The sequence below is a fragment of the Marinagarivorans sp. genome, from assembly GCF_982758155.1.
The window spans coordinates 1-20,182 of the sequence record NZ_CEXWTU010000076.1; the positions used below are offsets into that span (position 1 = coordinate 1).

The 20,182-nt window shown below is 46.1% G+C and carries 21 protein-coding genes; 2 read left to right on the forward strand and 19 right to left on the reverse strand.

From position 1 onward, the window contains the following. Positions 1-98: 98 nt before the first annotated feature. The 4 genes from AC3A8L_RS10215 to guaB all read right to left on the reverse strand — a co-directional run bounded on the left by AC3A8L_RS10215 (position 99) and on the right by guaB (position 5,545). The gene (locus AC3A8L_RS10215; protein ID WP_487962147.1) at positions 99-1,439 is read right to left on the reverse strand and encodes a hypothetical protein; all 1,341 of its coding nucleotides are present in this window, start codon (positions 1,437-1,439) and stop codon (positions 99-101) included. Then, positions 1,432-2,109 carry a PspA/IM30 family protein gene (locus tag AC3A8L_RS10220; RefSeq protein WP_487962148.1) on the reverse strand — a complete coding sequence of 226 codons (678 nt, stop codon included), beginning with the start codon at positions 2,107-2,109 and terminating at the stop codon, positions 1,432-1,434. The genes AC3A8L_RS10215 and AC3A8L_RS10220 overlap by 8 nt, the downstream gene beginning before the upstream one ends. Positions 2,110-2,375: 266 nt before the next feature. Continuing rightward, positions 2,376-3,968, reverse strand: a complete 1,593-nt coding sequence (gene guaA, locus AC3A8L_RS10225) for a glutamine-hydrolyzing GMP synthase (RefSeq protein WP_487962149.1) — start codon at positions 3,966-3,968, stop codon at positions 2,376-2,378. Positions 3,969-4,069: 101 nt separating this feature from the next. Then, on the reverse strand, positions 4,070-5,545 hold the full coding sequence (gene guaB, locus AC3A8L_RS10230; protein ID WP_487962150.1) for an IMP dehydrogenase: 1,476 nt from the start codon (positions 5,543-5,545) through the stop codon (positions 4,070-4,072). A 348-nt stretch (positions 5,546-5,893) separates the two neighbouring features. On the opposite strand from guaB, the gene AC3A8L_RS10235 reads away from it, so the two are divergent. Continuing rightward, positions 5,894-6,766 carry a diguanylate cyclase gene (locus tag AC3A8L_RS10235; protein ID WP_487962151.1) on the forward strand — a complete coding sequence of 291 codons (873 nt, stop codon included), beginning with the start codon at positions 5,894-5,896 and terminating at the stop codon, positions 6,764-6,766. A 108-nt stretch (positions 6,767-6,874) separates the two neighbouring features. Here the strand turns inward: AC3A8L_RS10235 and AC3A8L_RS10240 are convergent, their stop codons facing one another. The 4 genes from AC3A8L_RS10240 to AC3A8L_RS10255 form a co-directional block, all read right to left on the reverse strand. After that, on the reverse strand, positions 6,875-7,309 hold the full coding sequence (locus AC3A8L_RS10240; RefSeq protein WP_487962152.1) for an ExbD/TolR family protein: 435 nt from the start codon (positions 7,307-7,309) through the stop codon (positions 6,875-6,877). 235 nt (positions 7,310-7,544) lie between these two features. Further along, positions 7,545-8,588: a DNA polymerase IV gene (dinB, locus tag AC3A8L_RS10245; RefSeq protein ID WP_487962153.1), complete on the reverse strand. Its 1,044-nt coding sequence runs from the start codon at positions 8,586-8,588 to the stop codon at positions 7,545-7,547. 40 nt (positions 8,589-8,628) lie between these two features. Beyond that, the gene (locus tag AC3A8L_RS10250) at positions 8,629-9,201 is read right to left on the reverse strand and encodes a hypothetical protein (RefSeq protein ID WP_487962154.1); all 573 of its coding nucleotides are present in this window, start codon (positions 9,199-9,201) and stop codon (positions 8,629-8,631) included. Beyond that, the gene (locus tag AC3A8L_RS10255; RefSeq protein ID WP_487962155.1) at positions 9,188-9,844 is read right to left on the reverse strand and encodes a flagellar brake domain-containing protein; all 657 of its coding nucleotides are present in this window, start codon (positions 9,842-9,844) and stop codon (positions 9,188-9,190) included. The genes AC3A8L_RS10250 and AC3A8L_RS10255 overlap by 14 nt, the downstream gene beginning before the upstream one ends. A gap of 677 nt (positions 9,845-10,521) precedes the next feature. On the opposite strand from AC3A8L_RS10255, the gene AC3A8L_RS10260 reads away from it, so the two are divergent. Further along, positions 10,522-11,730, forward strand: a complete 1,209-nt coding sequence (locus AC3A8L_RS10260) for a TonB family protein (protein WP_487962156.1) — start codon at positions 10,522-10,524, stop codon at positions 11,728-11,730. A gap of 250 nt (positions 11,731-11,980) precedes the next feature. Here AC3A8L_RS10260 and folX read toward each other — a convergent pair whose 3' ends face one another. The 11 genes from folX to AC3A8L_RS10315 form a co-directional block, all read right to left on the reverse strand. Next, entirely contained in the window at positions 11,981-12,373 is a 393-nt protein-coding gene (gene folX / locus AC3A8L_RS10265) for a dihydroneopterin triphosphate 2'-epimerase (RefSeq protein WP_487962157.1), read from the reverse strand. A 9-nt stretch (positions 12,374-12,382) separates the two neighbouring features. Then, positions 12,383-13,021: a GTP cyclohydrolase I FolE gene (gene folE, locus AC3A8L_RS10270; protein ID WP_487962158.1), complete on the reverse strand. Its 639-nt coding sequence runs from the start codon at positions 13,019-13,021 to the stop codon at positions 12,383-12,385. A 157-nt stretch (positions 13,022-13,178) separates the two neighbouring features. Beyond that, positions 13,179-13,604 (reverse strand): DUF2214 family protein, encoded by a 426-nt coding sequence (locus AC3A8L_RS10275; RefSeq protein ID WP_487962159.1) that lies wholly within the window; start codon positions 13,602-13,604, stop codon positions 13,179-13,181. A 154-nt stretch (positions 13,605-13,758) separates the two neighbouring features. Beyond that, entirely contained in the window at positions 13,759-16,191 is a 2,433-nt protein-coding gene (locus AC3A8L_RS10280) for a VWA domain-containing protein (protein WP_487962160.1), read from the reverse strand. A gap of 374 nt (positions 16,192-16,565) precedes the next feature. Continuing rightward, complete coding sequence (locus tag AC3A8L_RS10285; RefSeq protein ID WP_487962161.1) at positions 16,566-16,979, reverse strand: hypothetical protein; 414 nt, start codon at positions 16,977-16,979, stop codon at positions 16,566-16,568. A 12-nt stretch (positions 16,980-16,991) separates the two neighbouring features. Further along, positions 16,992-17,207 (reverse strand): SlyX family protein, encoded by a 216-nt coding sequence (locus AC3A8L_RS10290; RefSeq protein WP_487962162.1) that lies wholly within the window; start codon positions 17,205-17,207, stop codon positions 16,992-16,994. Next, the gene (locus tag AC3A8L_RS10295; protein ID WP_487962163.1) at positions 17,204-17,668 is read right to left on the reverse strand and encodes a YcgN family cysteine cluster protein; all 465 of its coding nucleotides are present in this window, start codon (positions 17,666-17,668) and stop codon (positions 17,204-17,206) included. The genes AC3A8L_RS10290 and AC3A8L_RS10295 overlap by 4 nt, the downstream gene beginning before the upstream one ends. Further along, a complete protein-coding gene (locus tag AC3A8L_RS10300) occupies positions 17,665-17,958 on the reverse strand; it encodes a YcgL domain-containing protein (RefSeq protein WP_487962164.1) in 294 nt (97 codons plus the stop codon). Before AC3A8L_RS10300 ends, AC3A8L_RS10295 begins: the two co-directional genes overlap by 4 nt. Beyond that, positions 17,955-19,097, reverse strand: coding sequence for a ribonuclease D (rnd, locus tag AC3A8L_RS10305; protein WP_487962165.1), 1,143 nt, complete (start codon positions 19,095-19,097; stop codon positions 17,955-17,957). The genes AC3A8L_RS10300 and rnd overlap by 4 nt, the downstream gene beginning before the upstream one ends. After that, positions 19,097-19,690: a recombination mediator RecR gene (recR, locus tag AC3A8L_RS10310; protein WP_487962166.1), complete on the reverse strand. Its 594-nt coding sequence runs from the start codon at positions 19,688-19,690 to the stop codon at positions 19,097-19,099. The genes rnd and recR overlap by 1 nt, the downstream gene beginning before the upstream one ends. A gap of 33 nt (positions 19,691-19,723) precedes the next feature. Next, positions 19,724-20,056 (reverse strand): YbaB/EbfC family nucleoid-associated protein, encoded by a 333-nt coding sequence (locus AC3A8L_RS10315; protein ID WP_487962167.1) that lies wholly within the window; start codon positions 20,054-20,056, stop codon positions 19,724-19,726. Between the last annotated feature and the right edge of the window lie 126 nt (positions 20,057-20,182).

Here is a 20,182-nt window from a genome sequence, read left to right on the forward strand (position 1 = left end):
AGGAGACAGGAAACAAGTATTATTGGATAAAGTATTTTTTCCTCGGCCCTTATATTATCTAAAAGCCGCAGCTATCACTTAAACTGCGGCTCAATTCATTAATAATCCCAGCTATTGAAATGGCGACGACAACCCTCGATACGAAGCTTGATCACCGCACCATATTTTTCAATCAGCGAACCAAGAACAATCGCTAATACGCCAAGGCCTGCCAAACTAAACCAATTATTGAATTCAAAACCATTAACGACAGACATCAAGCTATAGCCTAACCCCGCCAGAGTTAAAACAACTCCTGCAGAAAGTACGTAACGGCGCTCAGAAAAAACGGCAAAGGCGATTAAAGCCGCCCCACTCATTAAACAAAAAACAGATGACATGAAGTCCGAAGAAAGCAAAAGGTTACCACCAACCAACACAGTGGAAAATAGCGTCGCCATAACGCCATAAATATGCCTACCGCTACTGGCCCGCAGAGATAACTCAAACAACAAAGCCGAAGACACAAGGGAAAAAATGAACACAATAACCGATAAGGATGCATTTAATTCACTACCGACCAATGCTGCAGCACTTATAGCGACGCCCAGTATAGGTAAAATAGCAATTGATTCGAGCAGCGTCCTTAAACCACTTTTCACACTTAATGAGCTAGAACATTGACGCGCTGCAAGTAACAAACTCACGCTGATAATTAAAGGCATAATCGCACCAACACTGTGGAACATATTACGCCCTAACAAAATCATTAATGGTACTAATAGAATTGTTTTTGCAATAAAACCTTCCCGCGTTTTTAGCGTGACATCCAACATGCTGGCTTTAATAATGTGATAAACCACACCCCCCAGTAACGACATGGCTACAACACCAACAAACACCTCATTTCGAGAAGGCAATAATAATAATAGATTACCCACAACAAAAACTAACGAAAAGCGCAGCGCAGAACGTCGTGCTATGACCTTAAAACCAAAAAATATTAACGGAACGAGAACCACTAATGCACTAAAAAATAACATAGCCGTTTTAATAGAATAACTTGCAACCCATGTTATTGAACCATGGAGGTCAGCGACTTGAGGACCAAGGATTGAATACAAAAAAGCTGCGATAATCGCGAAATTTGCAGACACAAAAACCAGCGTTAGCATTAATAGCAGGCGAGCTCCCTTTTGCTCTTTAAGCCACCCACTGCAAGCTAACCCCACGCAAGCCAAACCCACGGTATGCGCCAACAGTATTAAGTAGCGACTAATATCACTTCCCTGCCCAAAGCCCTGATACAGATAAATGGATACCGAAGCCAACAACGTAATCGCCCCCAAGCCCCGCAACAATCTGGGTATCGAATAGCGACTCACCTCATCTACAGTAGGCTCCGATTCGGGCATCCCCGCTGAGGATACGACAGGATCACTCACCGATAGATTATTCATGACCTTTTCCCTCAGTATTGTGTAGCGTACCCGTTAGCTCAGCGAGCTCTAATCGCAAAGCCTCTTCTTCTTCCTGACTAATAAAATCGTGCTCAAAAGCATTAGGTCCTGAAATATAACCTTCATTACCACTTAACAGCTCAGCCTCTGTAACCTTCACTTCCCAACGCTCAAACGTCGTACTCAGCTCATCCGTCATGTTTTGCTCTACAGCATTCATACTGCGTAAAGCGTCAGCAGCGGACTCTCGGGTACGCATTAAATGCTGCTTATTCAACATCTCAGTTACACGAACTTCTGCCTGCTTCACATCAGAAGCAAGCCGCTTACTCACAACATCGTGTTGCGTAATACGCACGACAAGTGATGACTTATTACTCGACGCCACTTTTCGCTGGCGCAAACACTCTAGCGCACGGGCCTGGTCATCCGGCCCAACACGCTGCGCCCTCTGGGTCCAAGTGATAACGGCTTCATCCAAGCTGGCAAGCTCTTGATGCATAACTCGACTATCTTGCTCTACACGCGTTAAGCGCACCTTTGATTTCGCCAATGCTTGCCGAGCCTCTTTTAGGATTGCGTCCACCACTGCATCTTGATTTTCTATTTGACTGATGGCCTGATCTAAACTGCCCGTTAAGGTTGCGTGTATTCGTTTGATAAATGACATGGCTATTCCTCTACATGTTTGTTGGTTTCAAGTAGCTATATCAAGAGCCATACCAAATATGAAAAATTATTTTTTTACAATAAAAACAATAAGTTAAAATAATATCCAGATATCGCCTTTCGATAAAAAACGAAAAGGCATACATAAAATGTACACGATAAATACACAAACTGTACATTTATAAATTTCATTTTCTTTTGGCCAAAAAAAACCAGCGCCTTAGCGCTGGCCTTTTAGCCTACCCTGCCACCCAAATGGGTGCTGTATTATTCCCACTCGATTGTCGCCGGTGGTTTACTTGAAACATCATAAGCAACACGTGAAATACCACTAATCTCATTAATAATTCGATTGGACACTGTCTCAAGCAGCTCATACGGTAAATGCGCCCAACGCGCTGTCATAAAGTCAATTGTCTCTACTGCACGCAGCGAAACAACCCACTCATAACGACGACCATCACCCACAACACCAACAGATTTAACCGGTAAAAAAACCACAAATGCTTGACTGGTCTTATGGTACCAATCTGCTTTGTGGAGCTCTTCCAAGAAGATGGCATCAGCTTCGCGTAGGATATCGGCATACTCTTTTTTCACCTCACCCAGAATACGCACCCCCAAACCCGGCCCAGGGAAAGGATGACGGTAAACCATGTCGTAAGGTAAACCCAACGCCAAACCAAGCTTTCGAACCTCATCCTTAAATAGCTCGCGTAAGGGCTCAACTAAACCCAACTTCATATCCTCTGGCAGGCCACCCACATTATGGTGCGACTTAATAACATGCGCTTTACCTGTTTTAGACGCGGCCGACTCAATAACATCAGGGTAAATAGTCCCTTGCGCCAACCACTGCACATTGTCGATTTTTGATGACTCTTCATCGAAAATATCAATAAAAGTATTGCCGATAATCTTGCGTTTTTTCTCTGGGTCGCTCTCGCCCACCAAGCGACTCAAAAAGGTGTCCTCGGCATCAACACGAATCACTTTAACGCCCATGTTTTTAGCAAACATGTCCATCACCTGATCGCCTTCATTTTTACGCAACAAACCATTATCAACAAAGACACACGTTAACTGGTCGCCAATGGCGCGATGCAGTAATGCAGCAACGACGGAAGAATCCACACCACCCGACAAACCCAGCAGCACATGATCGGTACCGACCTGCTCACGCACGCGGACAATCGCGTCTTCAGCAATATTTGAGGGTGTCCATAAGGCTTCGCAACCACAAATTTCAAGCATAAAATGCTCGAATAAAGCTTGCCCCTGCGTGGTGTGGGTAACCTCAGGGTGAAACTGCACGCCATAGAAATTTTTAGCCGCATTAAACATGCCCGCTATTGGACAAGATGGCGTACTAGCCATTATTTCAAAGCCTTCTGGCATTGCAGTCACTTTATCGCCATGGCTCATCCATACATCCAAAGAACCATTACCATCGTGGTCGATATGATCCTTAGTCCCCTTAATAAAGGCATTCTCACCCCTCAAGGTGATTTTTGCATAACCAAATTCGCGCTCATTAGAACCCTGAACTCTGCCGCCCAACTGCTCAGCCATGGTTTGCATACCATAACAAATGCCCAACACTGGAACACCCAACGTAAATACACATTCAGGCGCTCGCGGGGAATTCGGCTCCGTTACAGACTCTGGGCCACCCGCCAAAATAATCCCTTTGGGGGCGTACTCTAAAATATCAGATTCAGCCATATCAAACGCACGTATTTCACAATACACGCCAATCTCGCGCACGCGCCGAGCAATAAGCTGCGTGTACTGAGAACCAAAGTCTAAAATTAAAATACGGTGGGAATGAATATTAGGAAGCTGCGTGTCGGTAACCATAAATATGCCTGGCAAATAAATCAGAAAGACGAAATTGAAATAACGGAATTATAAAAACAAAAACCCGCACACGGCGGGTTTAATTAAAAGCAGCCGAAAACTTAACGCCCACTAATGGGGTAGTTAGGCGCCTCTTTAGTAATACTGACATCATGCACGTGGCTCTCGCCAATTCCGGCTGATGTTATACGAACAAATTCAGGCTTAGTGCGCATGGTCTTCATATCGACACTACCCGTATAACCCATAGCCGCTCGCAAGCCACCCATTAATTGATGCGTAATTGCAGCCAATGGCCCCTTATAAGGAACTCGCCCTTCAATCCCCTCGGGCACTAGCTTTTCCTGACCTTGGCTTGAGTCTTGAAAATAACGATCCGAAGAACCTTGGGTTTGCGTCATCGCGCCCAAAGAACCCATGCCGCGATAAGACTTATAAGTACGCCCCTGATAAAGCTCAACTTCACCAGGCGCCTCTTCAGTGCCCGCAAACATGGAACCCATCATCACAACACTTGCGCCTGCGACAATGGCTTTTGCCAAGTCACCCGAAAAACGGATGCCGCCATCAGCAATAACAGGAACATCAGTATCCTTTAATGCTTCCGCAACATTGGCAATCGCACTAATTTGCGGCACCCCAACACCCGTAACAATACGCGTCGTACAGATTGAACCAGGGCCAATACCCACCTTAACGGCATCCGCACCCGCCTCAACCAAAGCTAGCGCAGCAGCAGCCGTTGCGATATTGCCACCGATCACCTGTACATCCGGATAATCTTTTTTGATTTTAGTTACGCGGTCCAATACATTTTTAGAGTGACCGTGTGCAGTATCAACCACAAATACATCCACCCCCGCTTCAACCAATGCCTTAACACGCGCGTCGGTATCAGGGCTGGTGCCAACACTGGCGCCAACACGCAAACTGCCATCGGCGTCTTTACAAGCATTCGGGTAAGCTTCGGCTTTATTAATATCCTTAACAGTAATAATCCCCGTTAAGTTAAAGCCGGCATCAACAACAAGCACTTTTTCGATACGGTATTTATGTAATAACGCGCGAACTTCGTCAGGCCTTGCACCCTCCCGAACAGTAACCAACTTTTCTTTTGGCGTCATAATACTTGCTACGCTAGCATTCAGGTTCGGCTCAAAACGCACATCACGCCCCGTCACAATACCCACAAGATCCCCGCCATCCAGCACCGGAACACCTGAAATAGAATGATGCTTAGTGAGCGCAATCAGCTCACTGATTGTTGCCGACGAATCAATAGTGATCGGATCTTTTACAACACCGGCCTCAAACTTCTTCACCAAGCGAACTTGCCGAGCCTGATCCTCTATGGTCATACTTTTATGAATAATACCAATACCGCCTTCCTGCGCAATAGCGATAGCCAAGCGTGATTCAGTGACAGTATCCATAGCCGCTGACACCAACGGCATATTCAATGTAATGCCCCGCGTCAGCTGAGTTTTTATACTGACATCTTTAGCCGTAACACTGGAGTAACCAGGCACCAACAAAATATCATCAAAGGTCAGCGCTTCTTGAGCAATCCGCAACATAGGGGTAACCACCTTAATTTGGGCAAAAAAAAATGACCTAAGTTGCTATCAGCTCGCATCTAGGCAAGCCTCTCAAAGCAAACAACAGGCATTTAGGCCAGGTCAAAATTTAACGGCGCATTATAGGCGTTTCACTAGGCAGGGTAAATGTTTCGCGCAACAAGTCCGTGAATAGCCGATATTTTCACCGTCAAAAGACAGAAATCAGCATAAAATCTGCCGCATCCCGCCCAACAAGAATCGACTTAGTATAAGGCGAACCTTAATTACGCATCCATTACACAGCAACGGCAACAGGATCAACTAAGCTTAGCGCTATGCCTACCCGCAACAAAAGGAAGACACCTAATGCTGCCTGCATTTTTCCGCCACACCAGAATCCCCTTAATCATCCAGCTTCTTTTGACCCTCCCGCTGACTTGCGCAGCAACATTTGCCGACACAATCACCATTCACTCTCGCGACGATGCCACAGCACGCTATGCCATAAACATATTTGAAATGGCAATGAACAAAGCTCAGACCCCATACAAGCTGAACATAAAAAAGAGTAAAAAACCCGCCATTACATTACGAAGAATGCTCGAAGCAGGGACAACGGATGTTATTTGGGCGACAACCTCGAAAAACCTGGAAGATAAGTTTATTGCCGTGCGTATCCCCCTCTACAAAGGGTTAATGGGTTATCGAACCCTACTGATCAAACCCAATGCCCAACCTCTATTTAACGACATCAGCACACTAGCAGACCTAAACAAGGTGAGCTTAGGTCAAGTACACTCCTGGGCAGACACTGCCATACTGGAGAAAAACGAACTCAACGTGATAAAGGTGACTAAACACAGTAGCCTGTTTAGCAAGCTAAAAAAGGGGGACTTTGACGCAGCTCCACGAGCCATTCACGAAACAATACAAGAAGCACGCGAAGATGATGCACTAGCTGTCGAAGAGCGCTTGCTGCTTCACTACCCGCAACCCATGTACCTTTTTGTGAGCGCACACAAACCTGAGCTGGCCCACCAGTTAACGTACGGCCTCAGTAAAGCCATCCGAGACGGCAGCCTAGACATACTTTTTTATCGTGAAGAAAACGTAAAGCAGGCCGTGGCTGAACTTCAACGTAAAACACGCACTCTTATAGAACTTGAAAATCCTGAGCTCCCAGAGAAAACACCAACCAACAACCTCCAGCTCTGGCTATCGCTATCGCTATCGCTATAGCCCCACCCTAAAACGAAAAACCCCCAGCTTGCGAGCAAGCTGGGGGTTTAGCTGCACAACCTTTAGGGAATATCCCACAAAGGCCGTAACCACAAATAACCGCGAGACTTATCTTTTCTTCTTATCGTTAAAAGGGACTAGCGATACGCCGCCCGCTTTTGCGGCATAGGCTGCATCCGCAATACCGACATAAGTCTCTGCACTTGAATCTTCGTGTGCACGCACAATAACGCTAGATTCAGGACTCTCGGCCTTTTTCTGCGCTACTAGTGAGCGAACCGCACGCAAGTCAATACGTCGACCATCCATAGTAATCTCGTTCTGAGAGCTAACCACAATTAGAATACTTTCTGGCGAATCTGGGTTAGGTGGAGTTTCCGCTTGATTGGGATCGGGAACATTCACATTAATCGTCTGCTCTTTAACAAAAGATGCAGTAACGATAAAGAAAATTAACATGATGAACACAACGTCCAACATAGGGGTTAAATCGATATCGGCCTTATCGGCCTCTTCCTGGCGATTACGCTTTCTACGACTCACTAGTCAGTCTCCACAGAAGCCTAATGCGATGATGGCATAAATGCGACATCTCGCTTTTTTATTTTGACACTAGCGGTGCTAGGCCTACTTTTTGGAACGGTAACAACTTAACTACCAGATAGTAGTATAACCCTGTTACGCATCATCGGCGTAAAATTCACACCCAATGCCCTCGAACCGCACATTCTACATGAAGTTTTTGAAATTGTAGATGATTTTAGACAGCAGCCCAACCTCAAAATAAAGTCAGTTGAATACCCGCCGAATCACCCGCAATCTTAACCCCCACCCCCAATAAGCGCACGTTACGCGGAGAACGCGTGAGCGCCTGTGTTAATAAATCGGCATAACCAGCAGCATCAACTACCGAACAACGGCGCTCAACTGTCGTAGAGATAAAGTCAGTAAATTTTACTTTAACGAACAATTTCATAATTTTTGCCTCTGCGCACGCCTTAGCTATTCGGCGCTGCAACTCCTCAAGCAACGCTGGCAATTGCTCAACGCACTCCATTTCAGGTAAATCGCGCTCAAAAGTACGCTCAACCCCAATTGATAATCGCTCTCGGCTCGGCACCACTGGACGATCATCACGGCCATGCGCGCGCTCATACAACTTCAACCCAAACTTACCGAAACGCTTCAGCAATACCTCTAAACCATACTCACGGACATCTGCGCAGGTATGTAGCCCAATTCCAGCAAGTTTGGCAGCCGTAACTCGCCCCACCCCACTGAGCTTTTCAACCGCTAAAGCTCGACTAAAAGCATCATTTTGATCCGGCGTAATCACAGTAATGCCGTTAGGCTTTTGCCAATCACTCGCCACCTTGGCAAGAAACTTATTATTGGCAACGCCTGCGGAACAAGTAATACCTACCTCCGCCAATACGCGCGATCGAATCTCTTCCGCAATGCGCGTTGCGCTCCCCTCACAGCGACTTACAGCCGACACATCAAGAAATGCCTCATCCAAAGAAAGGGGCTCGACCAAATCAGTGTAATCATAAAAAATGGATTTCATGGCTTTGGAAGCTTGACGATACGCCTCAAAACGGTGCGCACGCAAAACAAGGTCTGGGCAAAGGCGTAACGCATAAGCGGTAGGCATTGCAGAGCGCACCCCAAACTGTCGAGCGGCATAGTTACACGTTGATATAACCCCCCTACCAGAGCTACTACCGCCTACCGCAATAGGGAGGTCAACCAAATACGGAGCATCTCGCATCTCCACGGCAGCGAAAAAGCAATCGGCATCGATATGAATGATTTTCCGCACAGCACCACCAAAACTGTATAAACAGACAGCATATTAGTAGCTACTTACTTTTCCGTCGAGCATTAATTGACAGCGAAGGTGCTCCACCTGCAGACACAAAACACTCGGCACTGTAATGCAACATCTCGCCATCCAACGCTTTAGCGTTGAAATCCCATCGGTAATGCTCATCACCGTCGGGGCCGACCCGACCATCGGCCGCCTCGGACGTATCCGCAACCCACGACAAATCAATCATCATCTGGGTTTCCTCAAGTAATAACTTATGACACGCCACTACAGAACTTTTCTCGGGAGTCAGAGATAGGAAACCCTCCCCCCCGATCATTTCGGTATAGGTTTTACCGGAAGCCTGACGGCACAATATACGAAACATTGTGCGCCCAGGAGTACTTTGTCGAAGATCTAGCCTTGCCTGCTTCACCTCTACACAGCGCGGCAGGTCAAGCGCTGCCTGCGCTGCGCCAACCAGTTGTATATAGTGCCCCTGATACTTTATTGGTAACCACAGCGCATTTTCATTTAAAGGAATATCCTCCCCCCATAGGAGGCCAGACCAAACGAGAGCAAATAGATAGACCAGCGATAGGTAAATACGCCTAACGAATTGCATCTACAGTGCCCGTCAACATGGCATTGAAAATAAAGCCCATCAGAAAAATCAGCTTATCTTCATCCTGCTCTACAAATTGCACACCGTACTCCTGACCATCTTTTTGCCGAATGCAGGCATCCACCGTCAGCAAACGAGAAATGCCATGAACCTGAAATTTACCCTTAATAACAATGCGATCACCCACAGCCCCCAAGTCATCAAAAACCTTGATGCGGCCACCGCCGGTACTCACGTCGAGTAATTTGCCAGCCACCCCTACGTGGGCTGTATTATCGAGGTTATTCACCAATATAGGTTGAGCAACAACAACGCGCTTAGCCGCACGTAAACGCTTAAACTGAATGACAGGAGGGTAATCAAGGTAGATCATATCCGCGGGGACATTACTAATGTAAAGAACTGTTGTTGGGAATAACGCAACGCCACTATCGAGAAACACCCGAATAATAACTTTTTGCCCCTCCTGCAAAACGGGAAATACCCCATTAGCGGAAGGCCCCACAATCAAACTCTCCCCACCCAAGCAACCGATTAGCGAGCAACTAAAAACCATTGTTTTATCGCTAGGGTTCGGGTACATCAACAACTGCTGACCAAAAGTAACCTCTAGCGCGTCAAAATCAATCCGATCATCTGCCATTGTATTATTCGCCAACTCGTCATCATTAACCAAAAAGTAGAGACGGCAGAGAAGGCTACACGCCCCTCCATACCACCACAGTTACATGGCATTGACGCCATTCCCCCTCAATATATTCATACCCACAAAATAAGGTTATCGGCCGAAACTAAAATAAGTTTAGTCAAAGGCGACCATATTGGAAGCAAAGCTACGCCACTTAGTCTATGTTTTTGATATGGGTGGTTATTGCGTAAAGGGCGGGGCAATAATAGCTTGCCCAATTAGACGAGGGCGCCTGCTCCATCAACAAGGGGCCCATAGGACACAAGTCAGTAGGGTAACGGGAGCAGTTACCGAGGCATATAACGCTTTGAGCAGCGCTGCTGAGGGAGCAGAAGGCAAGGGTTTTTGGATAAAGTATTTTTCCCTCGATCCTAAATCATGTAAATAGACACAATTGGTAACAAGCAACACAAAAGCAGCACCAATATTACAGAGCACTGATTACCAGTTCACTTTTCGACCGATAGCCGTGAGACACTATCTTGTCTACATTATTTATTTATGGCATTACTAATGAAGAAACAACCGTACAATGGGTACACACGTGACGCCAGCGATGCGGTAAAATCGCAGAGTAATCACGATAAACCCCCTACAATAACAATAATGATAATGAGAAAAACGAGACTAACATGTATTGGTTAACCACCTTCACACGCTATACCGCCTACACCCTTGCACTAACCTGCCTATTTGTTTGCCATAAAGCCACGGCGGCACTGGACCTTAATGGGATAGCTGCGCACAGTGAGTTTGGCAAAGATCAGTACATGGCAGCCCTGTACCTGGAGGACCTTAGCGCCGACTCGAAGCAAGTACTTCTGAGCAACCAGCGCAAACGCATGGAGATCAAGGTTGTCGCCGATCGTCTATTCGCTCGCAAATTTAAACGCCAGTGGATTGAGGGCGTTGCCATTAACGCCGGTAATTTTGACCTTAAGAAACACGCGCAAAACCTAGCTAATTTTAGCAACATGCTAAAAGTGAAGTTAATCAAAAATGATACCCTCACGATTGAGCGAACATTTCGCCGAGGTGTAGAAGTCGCCGTCAACGGTGTATTGCTAGGCACCATCGAGGATGTCGAGTTTTTCGATCTTATATTACGATCTTGGATCGGCCCTGTTCCACTATCCACTGATTTCAAAGCCGATCTACTCCAAGCTGGAAGTATTGAACCCAACATTCTTACGCGCTTCAAAGATATCCGCACTACAAACGAGCGCGTAGCGGCACTGAAAGCCGGATTAGCCAGCGCCTTAGCGGTTAGCACTCTAGCAGCCACAACTGAAAAAAATCAAAATAGCGAAGCTAGCTCTTCTAGTGACAACACCGCTAGCAGCTCCGAAATTAGTAGCGCCTCAGTCAGCACCGAGGTCGCCACAGCGGAAACCTCATCACTAAGCAGCACGAGCGAAGACGCGCTTGCTGAAGCAGCAAGCAGCGTATCGAGCCCGGCAATCGCTGCCGCTCCAAACCAAATTTTTGCGCAAGATGATGTCTTTGATGATGAAGACGACGATTTCTCCTATACCGCTGCCGACCTACTGTCTCGCCAATTGTATTTATCCAAGCTGACTCGTTGGACAGGCAGTTATATCAAGTACCCCAAATCGGCATTACGCAGAGGCGATCAAGGCACCGTAAGAGTGACCGTAATAATCGACAGGAAGGGAGATGTTGTATCAGCGGAGGTTATCCAAGAAAGCGACCACAAATCTCTAAACAAAGAAGCACTTAAAGCCATTAAGCGCGCCAGCCCATACCCCTCAATTCCGAGCGTTATCACTGGGGACAGCTTTGAATTCACACTACCTGTTGTGTTCGCGCTAAGGGATTAACACTTAGGAGCTAACAGTTAGGGGCGAGGCAATAATAGTTTGTCCAATTAGGCGAAGAGATAGGCTTTCTTATCGAGGCGCTCGAAGGGGCGCATGCCGGGGCATGTAACGCTTTGAGCAACGAAGGTAAGAATGTCGAGATCAAGCATTAGTGGATGAATTATTGTTTCCTCGTCCCTTAGGACGAAGATACAATAATTCATCCGCCAATTCGCGCATTTATAGTCGCCATATATTTATGGCGACTTACTTAAAATCCAGCCTCCCAAGTTGCGCCGCGCTCAGCGCGCACACCACCCAAAGCCATCGAGACAGAATCCGAGTAGCGCAAGGCACCCACTTTATCAACCTCCACTTCACCCTTTAGAACATCGGGGTGCGCCATTACCAACTCTAAAATTTCGTAGGTCATTCGCTCTAACAAAGCAAATCGCTGATCCTCAACTCGCTTAATAATAGCCTTGCAGATCGTTCGATAATTAAGCGCATCCTCAATAATATTACTCTCCACTGCCGCCTGCGCCTGACAATGAATAACCGCATTAATAATGACATCTTGGCGGTTGTTAATCTCCTCCTCTTTAATGCCTATATAAGTTCGCAACCGTAAATTTTTAATTCTGATTATCGCTGGTATTTGCATATCTCAACCTTAAGATGCTAAAAATTCGGCGCGTGTTGTTGAATTACTTTTAAAGGAGCCGCCCAGCGCTGTTGTTCGGGTACTAGAACTGGCATCCATAACACCTCGAGCCTTTACACAGAAATGCGTAGCATCAATAGTTACGGCAACATTGTCAGTCTCCAAGAGCGTTTGCAACGCCACTAAAAGCTGCTGGGTTAAGCGCTCCTGAACTTGCGGCCGTTGCGAAAAAAAGCGCACGAGACGGTTAATCTTAGATAAACCTACAATTTTTCCTGCTGGCAAATAAGCCACACGAGCAAATCCATCAATGGTTACAAAATGATGCTCGCAGGTACTGGTTAAGCCGATATCGCTTACCATAACCATTTCATCGGTACCCATTTTATTATCGATGACAGTGAGTTTAGGGAAGTTTTCGTAATCAAGACCACTAAAGATCTCATGTACATACATTTTCGCAATACGCCGCGGCGTTTCACACAAGCTGTCGTCGGTAAGATCTAAACCTAGCGTTGCAGCAACTTCAGTAAATAAAGCCTGTAATTTCTCCTGCTTTTCAGCATTCGACAGGGGCTCACCCTTCATAGGTGTTTCCAGACCGCGACGAAGTAATGCTTCGCGTACTTTTTTCGCTTCTTCTAGCATGGATTCTTAACCTTAAAAAATAATAGACATAGTCTTTACGCAAGAGCACCACAAAAAGATGATGCCCCGAGAACGACCACAGAATAAGGTGCTTAAAATTAATGAAGTAAAATTGTAACGCTTAACGAGAAAGAAACCGACCCTAAATATTCATAGATCAAAAAATACGCGGAGCAACCGCTAGTAACATCAAGGTAAGTAACATAGCCACCTCCATCTTAACGACCCAAATAACGGAAGGCGCAACGCACATGCGCGACATCAACGCACCATTTTTAAGCTTAAGGTAAGTCATGGAAGGGTAAGTAGATATTAATGCGACACTACTGAAAAGTAGTAGCTTTGAGAGGAACAGTGGCTGCGTAAGATGATTGCCAGGCAAATCGGGACCCGTCAGCCAAATGATAAACCCCGTTATTAATGTAATTAAAGCTGTCCAACTGTACGCGACATCCAAACGTAGTAACGTCGCTAGCTGAGCCAAAGACAGTCTAGAACTAAGATGCCTGATCTGCATTATTGCGATAGCAATCAAAGCGAGCATCGCAGTGCAGTGAATAGCATAAATAACAAGCTGCACCATTCTTGAATGTCTTTCCGGATAGAGGTGTTTAAGAGCTAGTACAAACAGTAAGGTACGCACTAATTGGGGCCGATAGTATACGCAACCCCCTTACATCGAAAAGCATGACACTCAAAAAAGGTGCGCCAATACGCAAAAATGGAATACCAATTACTTATTTGTCATCGTCATCGTCATCATCAAAATCGAAATCATCTAAATTAATCTCTCCGGCCATATTGGGGTCAGCGGGCTTAGGCGTATCGTCGGGAGCATCATCCAATTCATCGATTAAATTGGAGATCGCGTCATCCAACTCATCTTCAGCCAAATCCAAACCTTGCGCCTTAAGCATGGCCTGCGCCATATCCTCTTCAGGGGGTTCATCTTCTGCAGCCTCAACCTCGGGCTCGGGAGCCAAATCACCGCTCTCTGCAGCCTCCTCAGCAGGCAACTCTGTATCGAACTCGCCTTCAGGCTCCGGCGATGCAGAAAATGCATCATCGTCCTCGCTTTCGCTCGCATCGAAAGCAGACAAATCAAAGTCAAAGTCTTCATCAATACGCTCTGAAGCAGGCTCTTCAACCTCAGTCTCAGTCTCAGTTTCGAGAGCAGCCTCCGGCTCATCGACCTCATCTTCTTCAAAATCCATATCAGGCTCTAAATCTTCCATTGGGGGAATTTCGTCCTCATCCTCCTCCATCCCCATAGCGCCAACGGCCTCACTCTCCTCTTCAGCGGGCGATTCCGTTTCAGCCTCTAGCTCGCCACTACTCTGTTGCGCTGGATCCTCGGTACTATCGGATGTAGCCCCTACAATTTTTCGAAATACAAAAACACCTATTCCCAACAACAATAAATTCCCAACACCCAACCCCACATAAAATAACCAAGGGGTAGACTCTTCAACCTCTTCAACCTCTTCAACCTCTGCTTCGACCTCGACGTCCAATGGTGCAGAGGAGACCGAAGATATAGCGGAACTCGAACTTTCAACCACCTCAGGTTGCTCACCAAGCATCGCAGTAAAATCGTCGCCGGGAGAATATTTAAACTGCAACTTATCCAGCTTATACTCAAAAACTTCACCGCGATCATCCACCCCAGAGATACGTACCTCAAGCTGATAAAGCCCCTCTTTTTGCGGTAAAACCACATACTCCCAAGTATCTTTTTCATTAATCTCAAGCGGATATACGTGTTTACGGCGATCCGGTGTCAGTAAAGACAAGGCCATTTGGGTATTATTCGCCTGTATATATTCTGCATTTTTCCGAATAAGTACTCGATACTCACGCTGACTATTGTCGTTATACCCCTTAATAAGCTCTGCCTCAAAGGGCATACTCACAAGTAATTGATGGGAAAAGCCCCGCTGAAAACTTTTCCCATCCAATTCAACTTTTATCAGATATTCGCCAGGCCGCTTAAAACCATTGATTGATGCGGAAAACACGCCATTAGATGGAGCCATTTTGGTATTGAATATATGATACCATGACGGGTCAGAACTCCCGCCGGGAGTTGACATTGCTTCAATTGATAATATCTTGAGAAAATCATTCCTCGTGATTATTTTATTATCTTCTTGAAGCGCTAACTGCAACTCAAGCACACTTCCCACGGGAGTGTTGATAGGTAAAGGTTTGACCCGTAAATTCAAATCGCTCACAACCGTAATTCGACTCCCGGCTGCCAACTTTCCTGAAACCTGCCATTCACCCTCTAAGGGGCGAGTAACGGTAACTAGGTCATAGCTGTCCGTATGGTGCCAGCTCACATCCGCCGCTAGATCACCGTGATGTAAAGGCCGGTTATCCGGCCCAACTAAAGCAATGGCTTCATTAGGATCATCTCTAAACATGAGCGCTGTAAACTCCTCGATAGAAGAGTCCACGACAAAACGGTTTCCCAGTAAGGGTAATTGCTGCGACGGTGCCGCCACATCAAATGCTTTAAGAAACGCCGGCATTAATTCTTCTGCCGTTTTTGCTGTGCCAGAATGACCATCGGTTGCCATCGACAGCTTTTTCATTAGCTCAGTATCAGCATTATCGGAAAGTGCGATGGTGTGAATACTAAAGCCCTGCTCTTTAACCAGCGGCAATATTCTATCAATGATACGACGCCATTCTTTTTGATTAACCAGTGGGTCTTTATCGATATCGACCATACCATCAGTTAGCAGAATGATATGCGCCTTGCCTTTCGAGGTCGGATTAATGGCAGTCGCTTTCTCCAACGCACCACCGATATTGGTGTAAAGGCCTACAGAGTTAATTTTCCCCGCTTTAAGGGTGGCCATCTCACGCCACTTGCTGTCGACCTCCCCAAAGGGGACCAGCATGTTAACTTCCTTTCCAAAGGTCCAAACACCGGCATGGCTTCCATCCGGCAGCAGTTCCATTAGCAAATTAACAGCCGGTTGACGAAGATTTTGAGGATCATTACGCTTCATGCTGCCAGAGATATCGATAACCAGACGTACATCTGCTTCATCAGCCCATACTGCAGGCGGCGAAAATAAACCTAAACCGAGTAATGGCAACAGATACAAATAGCGGCGCAACGCCAAACATCGAATGCGCACGATCGCAAACAAAAGCACAACGCCGCATATTATTTGGTGACTATGATGCACGCCCATCCCCACAGTGACTTATCTATAGTTAAAAGGAATTCCTTTTACTCGCTACCTTTTAGTTATAGCAGCTCTTCAGTCATGCCGATGGATGGATTCAACTTTTCATGGACAGTTACGACATAACACCCCACAAAAAATTGTAAGGGCGCCATGCAATAAATATAGGGGGTTACACGCTTAGGGCCGAGGAAAAAATACTTTATCCAATAATACTTGCCTCCTACTCCCTCTACAGCGTTACTCAAAGCGTTACATGCCCCGGCATGCGCCCCTTTGAGCGCCTTGTTGAAGAAGCAGCCGCCCTCGTCTAATTGGACAAACTCTTATTGCCTCGCCCCTTACGCTGTTTTAGCCTGTGATCGCTGCTTATCACTACGTTCACGCGCACGCTTTACCGTTGCTGTCGCTTTTTGCTGCGAATCGGATTTCATTGCGAAAGCAATTTGAATGGCCAAAGCAACCATTGCCGCGCCAGCAATAGCCATTAGCAAAGGCGTTCCCGCACGCCAGAAAGCTTCGGGGCCATCGAAGAGCCCATCACTTCCAGCAATAAGCCAGGCCGGCGCAAAAAACTGCCCGTCCTGCTCTGTAGGCCAAGGCATACACAAGACTCCAACCATTGCACCAAAAAGTAATGCGCGAATAGGTTTTATCGGGAGTTTTATCAATAAATACCACCAACACAAAAGTCCCAATACAGCGCCGCCGCCATAAATCAACCAACCCTGTAAGTGTTCCGATGCTGTAAACATATAAAGATCTCTTTAATAATGCGGTGGACGTTCGCTGCCATTAACTGGCGCTATTTGTTCAAACTCATCAGATAGATCCAGGAATTTCTCGCGCAATATTTGAATATGCGCTTTAGCTTCTCGCAATTCTTTATCTTGCAGAGCAATTTGATCACTAAGCTGTGCAATGGCGTCTTCTTGAAAAGCAAGTCGCTGTTGCAGCTCTATAATTTCATTATCCTTACTCATTGCCCATCCACCCACTGCAGAACATATTCTTGATAGTCATCTTCATCAATTCCGGCTGTATGCTGCACTTTGCCGCTAACAGATAAACCATGCTTATGCATTAAAGTTTTACCCCCAGCGCGCAAATGATGCCAAAGCGGTAAATCCTCACCCTGTGCCACAAGCTTATAAGCACAACTGTTTGGCAGCCAAGGCATCACTTCACGGTAATTTTTGGGAGTAAGCTTAAGGCATTCAGGTACACGCTCAGTACGGTTTTCATAATCCCCGCACTCGCACGAAGCAGTGTTAAGGAGGTCGCATGCCAAGCTAGTGTAGTGATACTCGCCAGTATCTTCATCTTCAAGCTTATGCAGACAACACAAACCGCAGCCATCGCACAATTGCTCCCACTGCTCATCATTTAAAGCATCCAAGCCCTGCCGCCACCAAAACTTAGATTCGGGTTTACTCTTTTTCATTTAGCCAGCTTACTGTTGTGTTGATTAATCGCCTGCATATAGTCATCTTCGCTTGCAGGAGGCAGCTGTAAGAAATAACCTTTTTCGCTCAAAGAAGCCGATACCTTAGCGATATCTTCTTTAACCAGTTTTTTTTCAGGTGTTAGCACCATAGAAAACGCCAACTGAGGCTGGCCAAACATTTCCAACAAAGGCTCAGGCACATCAGCCAAGCCTTTGATCTTAGGAACATAAAGATACAACCCTTCTTTTTTAGGGCTGCGGTAAATATCACAAATTGTTTTTTTCATGGTGAGACACTTTCAAAAAATTGTTTTCGCCAACCCGTTAAACAGGTCAATAAAGCCTCTACGTCATGACTATCGACCGCTGTAGTTCTTGCCACGGTTTGATAATCAGCTTTACGCACAAGCACTTCGGGCGCAATAGCATGTAACTCAGCAAACGATAATACGGTTTCTTTTAAGCCTTTAACCCGCTCGCGCTGAGGCTTAGTCAGCGGTTTTTGTGACGATTTTAAAGTCACAGCATCATCATTCGCAGGAGTCAGCAACATCAAGACATCTTTACCAAATTTACGAATAGCACTATCGTGAACTCCAAGCGACTTCAGCTGAGCTAAAGTATTTGGCTTACGACTAATCACATCAAATAATTGCGCGTCTTTTAATATACGCGTACGAGGAATATTGCGTGTACGCGCCGTATTTTCGCGCCACTCAAATAGCTGCTTTGCAATAACAAGATCTTTAGTATTCAGACGCCACATGTTATTCGATTTATAAAACCCACTAGAAAGATCGGCATTCGCCACATAATTGTCGATGCCAGCTTGGCCTTCTTCATAGACCCACTCGCTGCGCTGCTTATCCGCGAGGCGCTGCTCAAGCAACTCTGCGAGTTCGAACAAGTAATCAACATCTAATGCAGCATATAGAATTTGAGCATCACTGAGCGGACGAGCAAGCCAATTAGATCGAGTCTCCCCTTTTGGAAGCTCGACACCTAAGCACTCGTTGACCAAGTTAGCATAGCCAACACTAGCACCAACACCCAATAATGCTGCAGCGGCCTGAGTATCAAACAACTTGCTAGGCAACAGACCCAGTAAGTTGTTAAAAACATCTAAATCTTCAGAGCAAGCGTGGAAAGCTTTAATAACATCACTGGACGCTAAAACATCGGCCAATGGTTTCCAGTCGGTTATCAGTAAAGGATCTATAAGGTAATTCGCATCACCATCATTAACCTGGATTAACGAGGCAATGGGGTAATAAGTGTCGACCCGCATAAACTCGGTATCTACCGCCAATAAACGGCACTGTAACCAACGCTTGCAATAGTCGGCTAAAACGTCGTCATCGTTGATGAAAATGATTTTCTGACGCAATAAATTATTAGTGTCAGGGCTTGCCTGTGCATCTTCCATTAGATTTCTCTCCGGCAAGCTAAGGCATGCGCCAAAGTACCGCCATCAATAAACTCAAGCTCGCCACCCAATGGAACACCATGGGCAATACGTGAGACTTTAAGTTTGTGCTGTTTAGCCATTTCAGCAACGTAATGTGCCGTTGCCTCACCTTCCATTGTTGGGTTGGTCGCGATAATGACTTCGTCTATTTCACCTATTGCAAAACGCGCGGCTAATTTCTCTAGCCCTAATTCTTTAGGGCCAATGCCGTCGAGCGGTGAAAGTTTACCCATTAGGACAAAATACTTACCTGAAAAAGTGCCTGACTGCTCCAACGCAAAAACATCAGCAGGCATTTCCACAATACACAAAAGGCTTGCATCCCTTCGCGAACTTTTACAGAGACCACATATAGCCTCTTCGGTTAATGTGCGGCAAATCTCACAGCGGCCCACTTTTTCACACGCCTGCGTTAAAGCCCCCGCTAAACGTAAAGCGCCTTGTTTGTTTCGCTCAAGTAACTGCAAAGCCATGCGTTGAGCAGACTTAGGGCCAACGCCCGGTAATATTCGTAATGATTCAATCAGCTGACTAATTAAAGGGCTATACACCACGGCACTCCGAATAACAAAAAAGTATGCTTATTAAAAAGGCATTTTAAAACCGGGCGGCATTTGCATTCCACCCGCTAAGCTACCCATGCGGCTTTTATTTTCGACCTCAACTTTTCGAACACAATCATTCACAGCTGCGGCCAATAAATCTTCCAACATTTCTTTATCTTCGGTCATTAACGACTCGTCGATTTTCACGCTTTTAACATCATGACGGCCGTTCATTGTAACGGTCACCAACCCGGCACCAGCACTACCATTAATGTCTAGCTTACTCAGTTCTTCCTGCATTTTCTCCATATCTTCTTGCATTTTTGACTGCATCCCCTGCAGCTGCTGCATCATGTCGCCAAGACCGTTCATAATGATTCTACCTTTTAAGTTAATCGATATATAAAAGTTTCGAGCTTAGGGGCGAGGCAACAAAAGTTTGTCCAATTAGACGAGGGCGCCTGTTTTCTCAGCAAGGCGCTCAAAGGGGCGCATGCC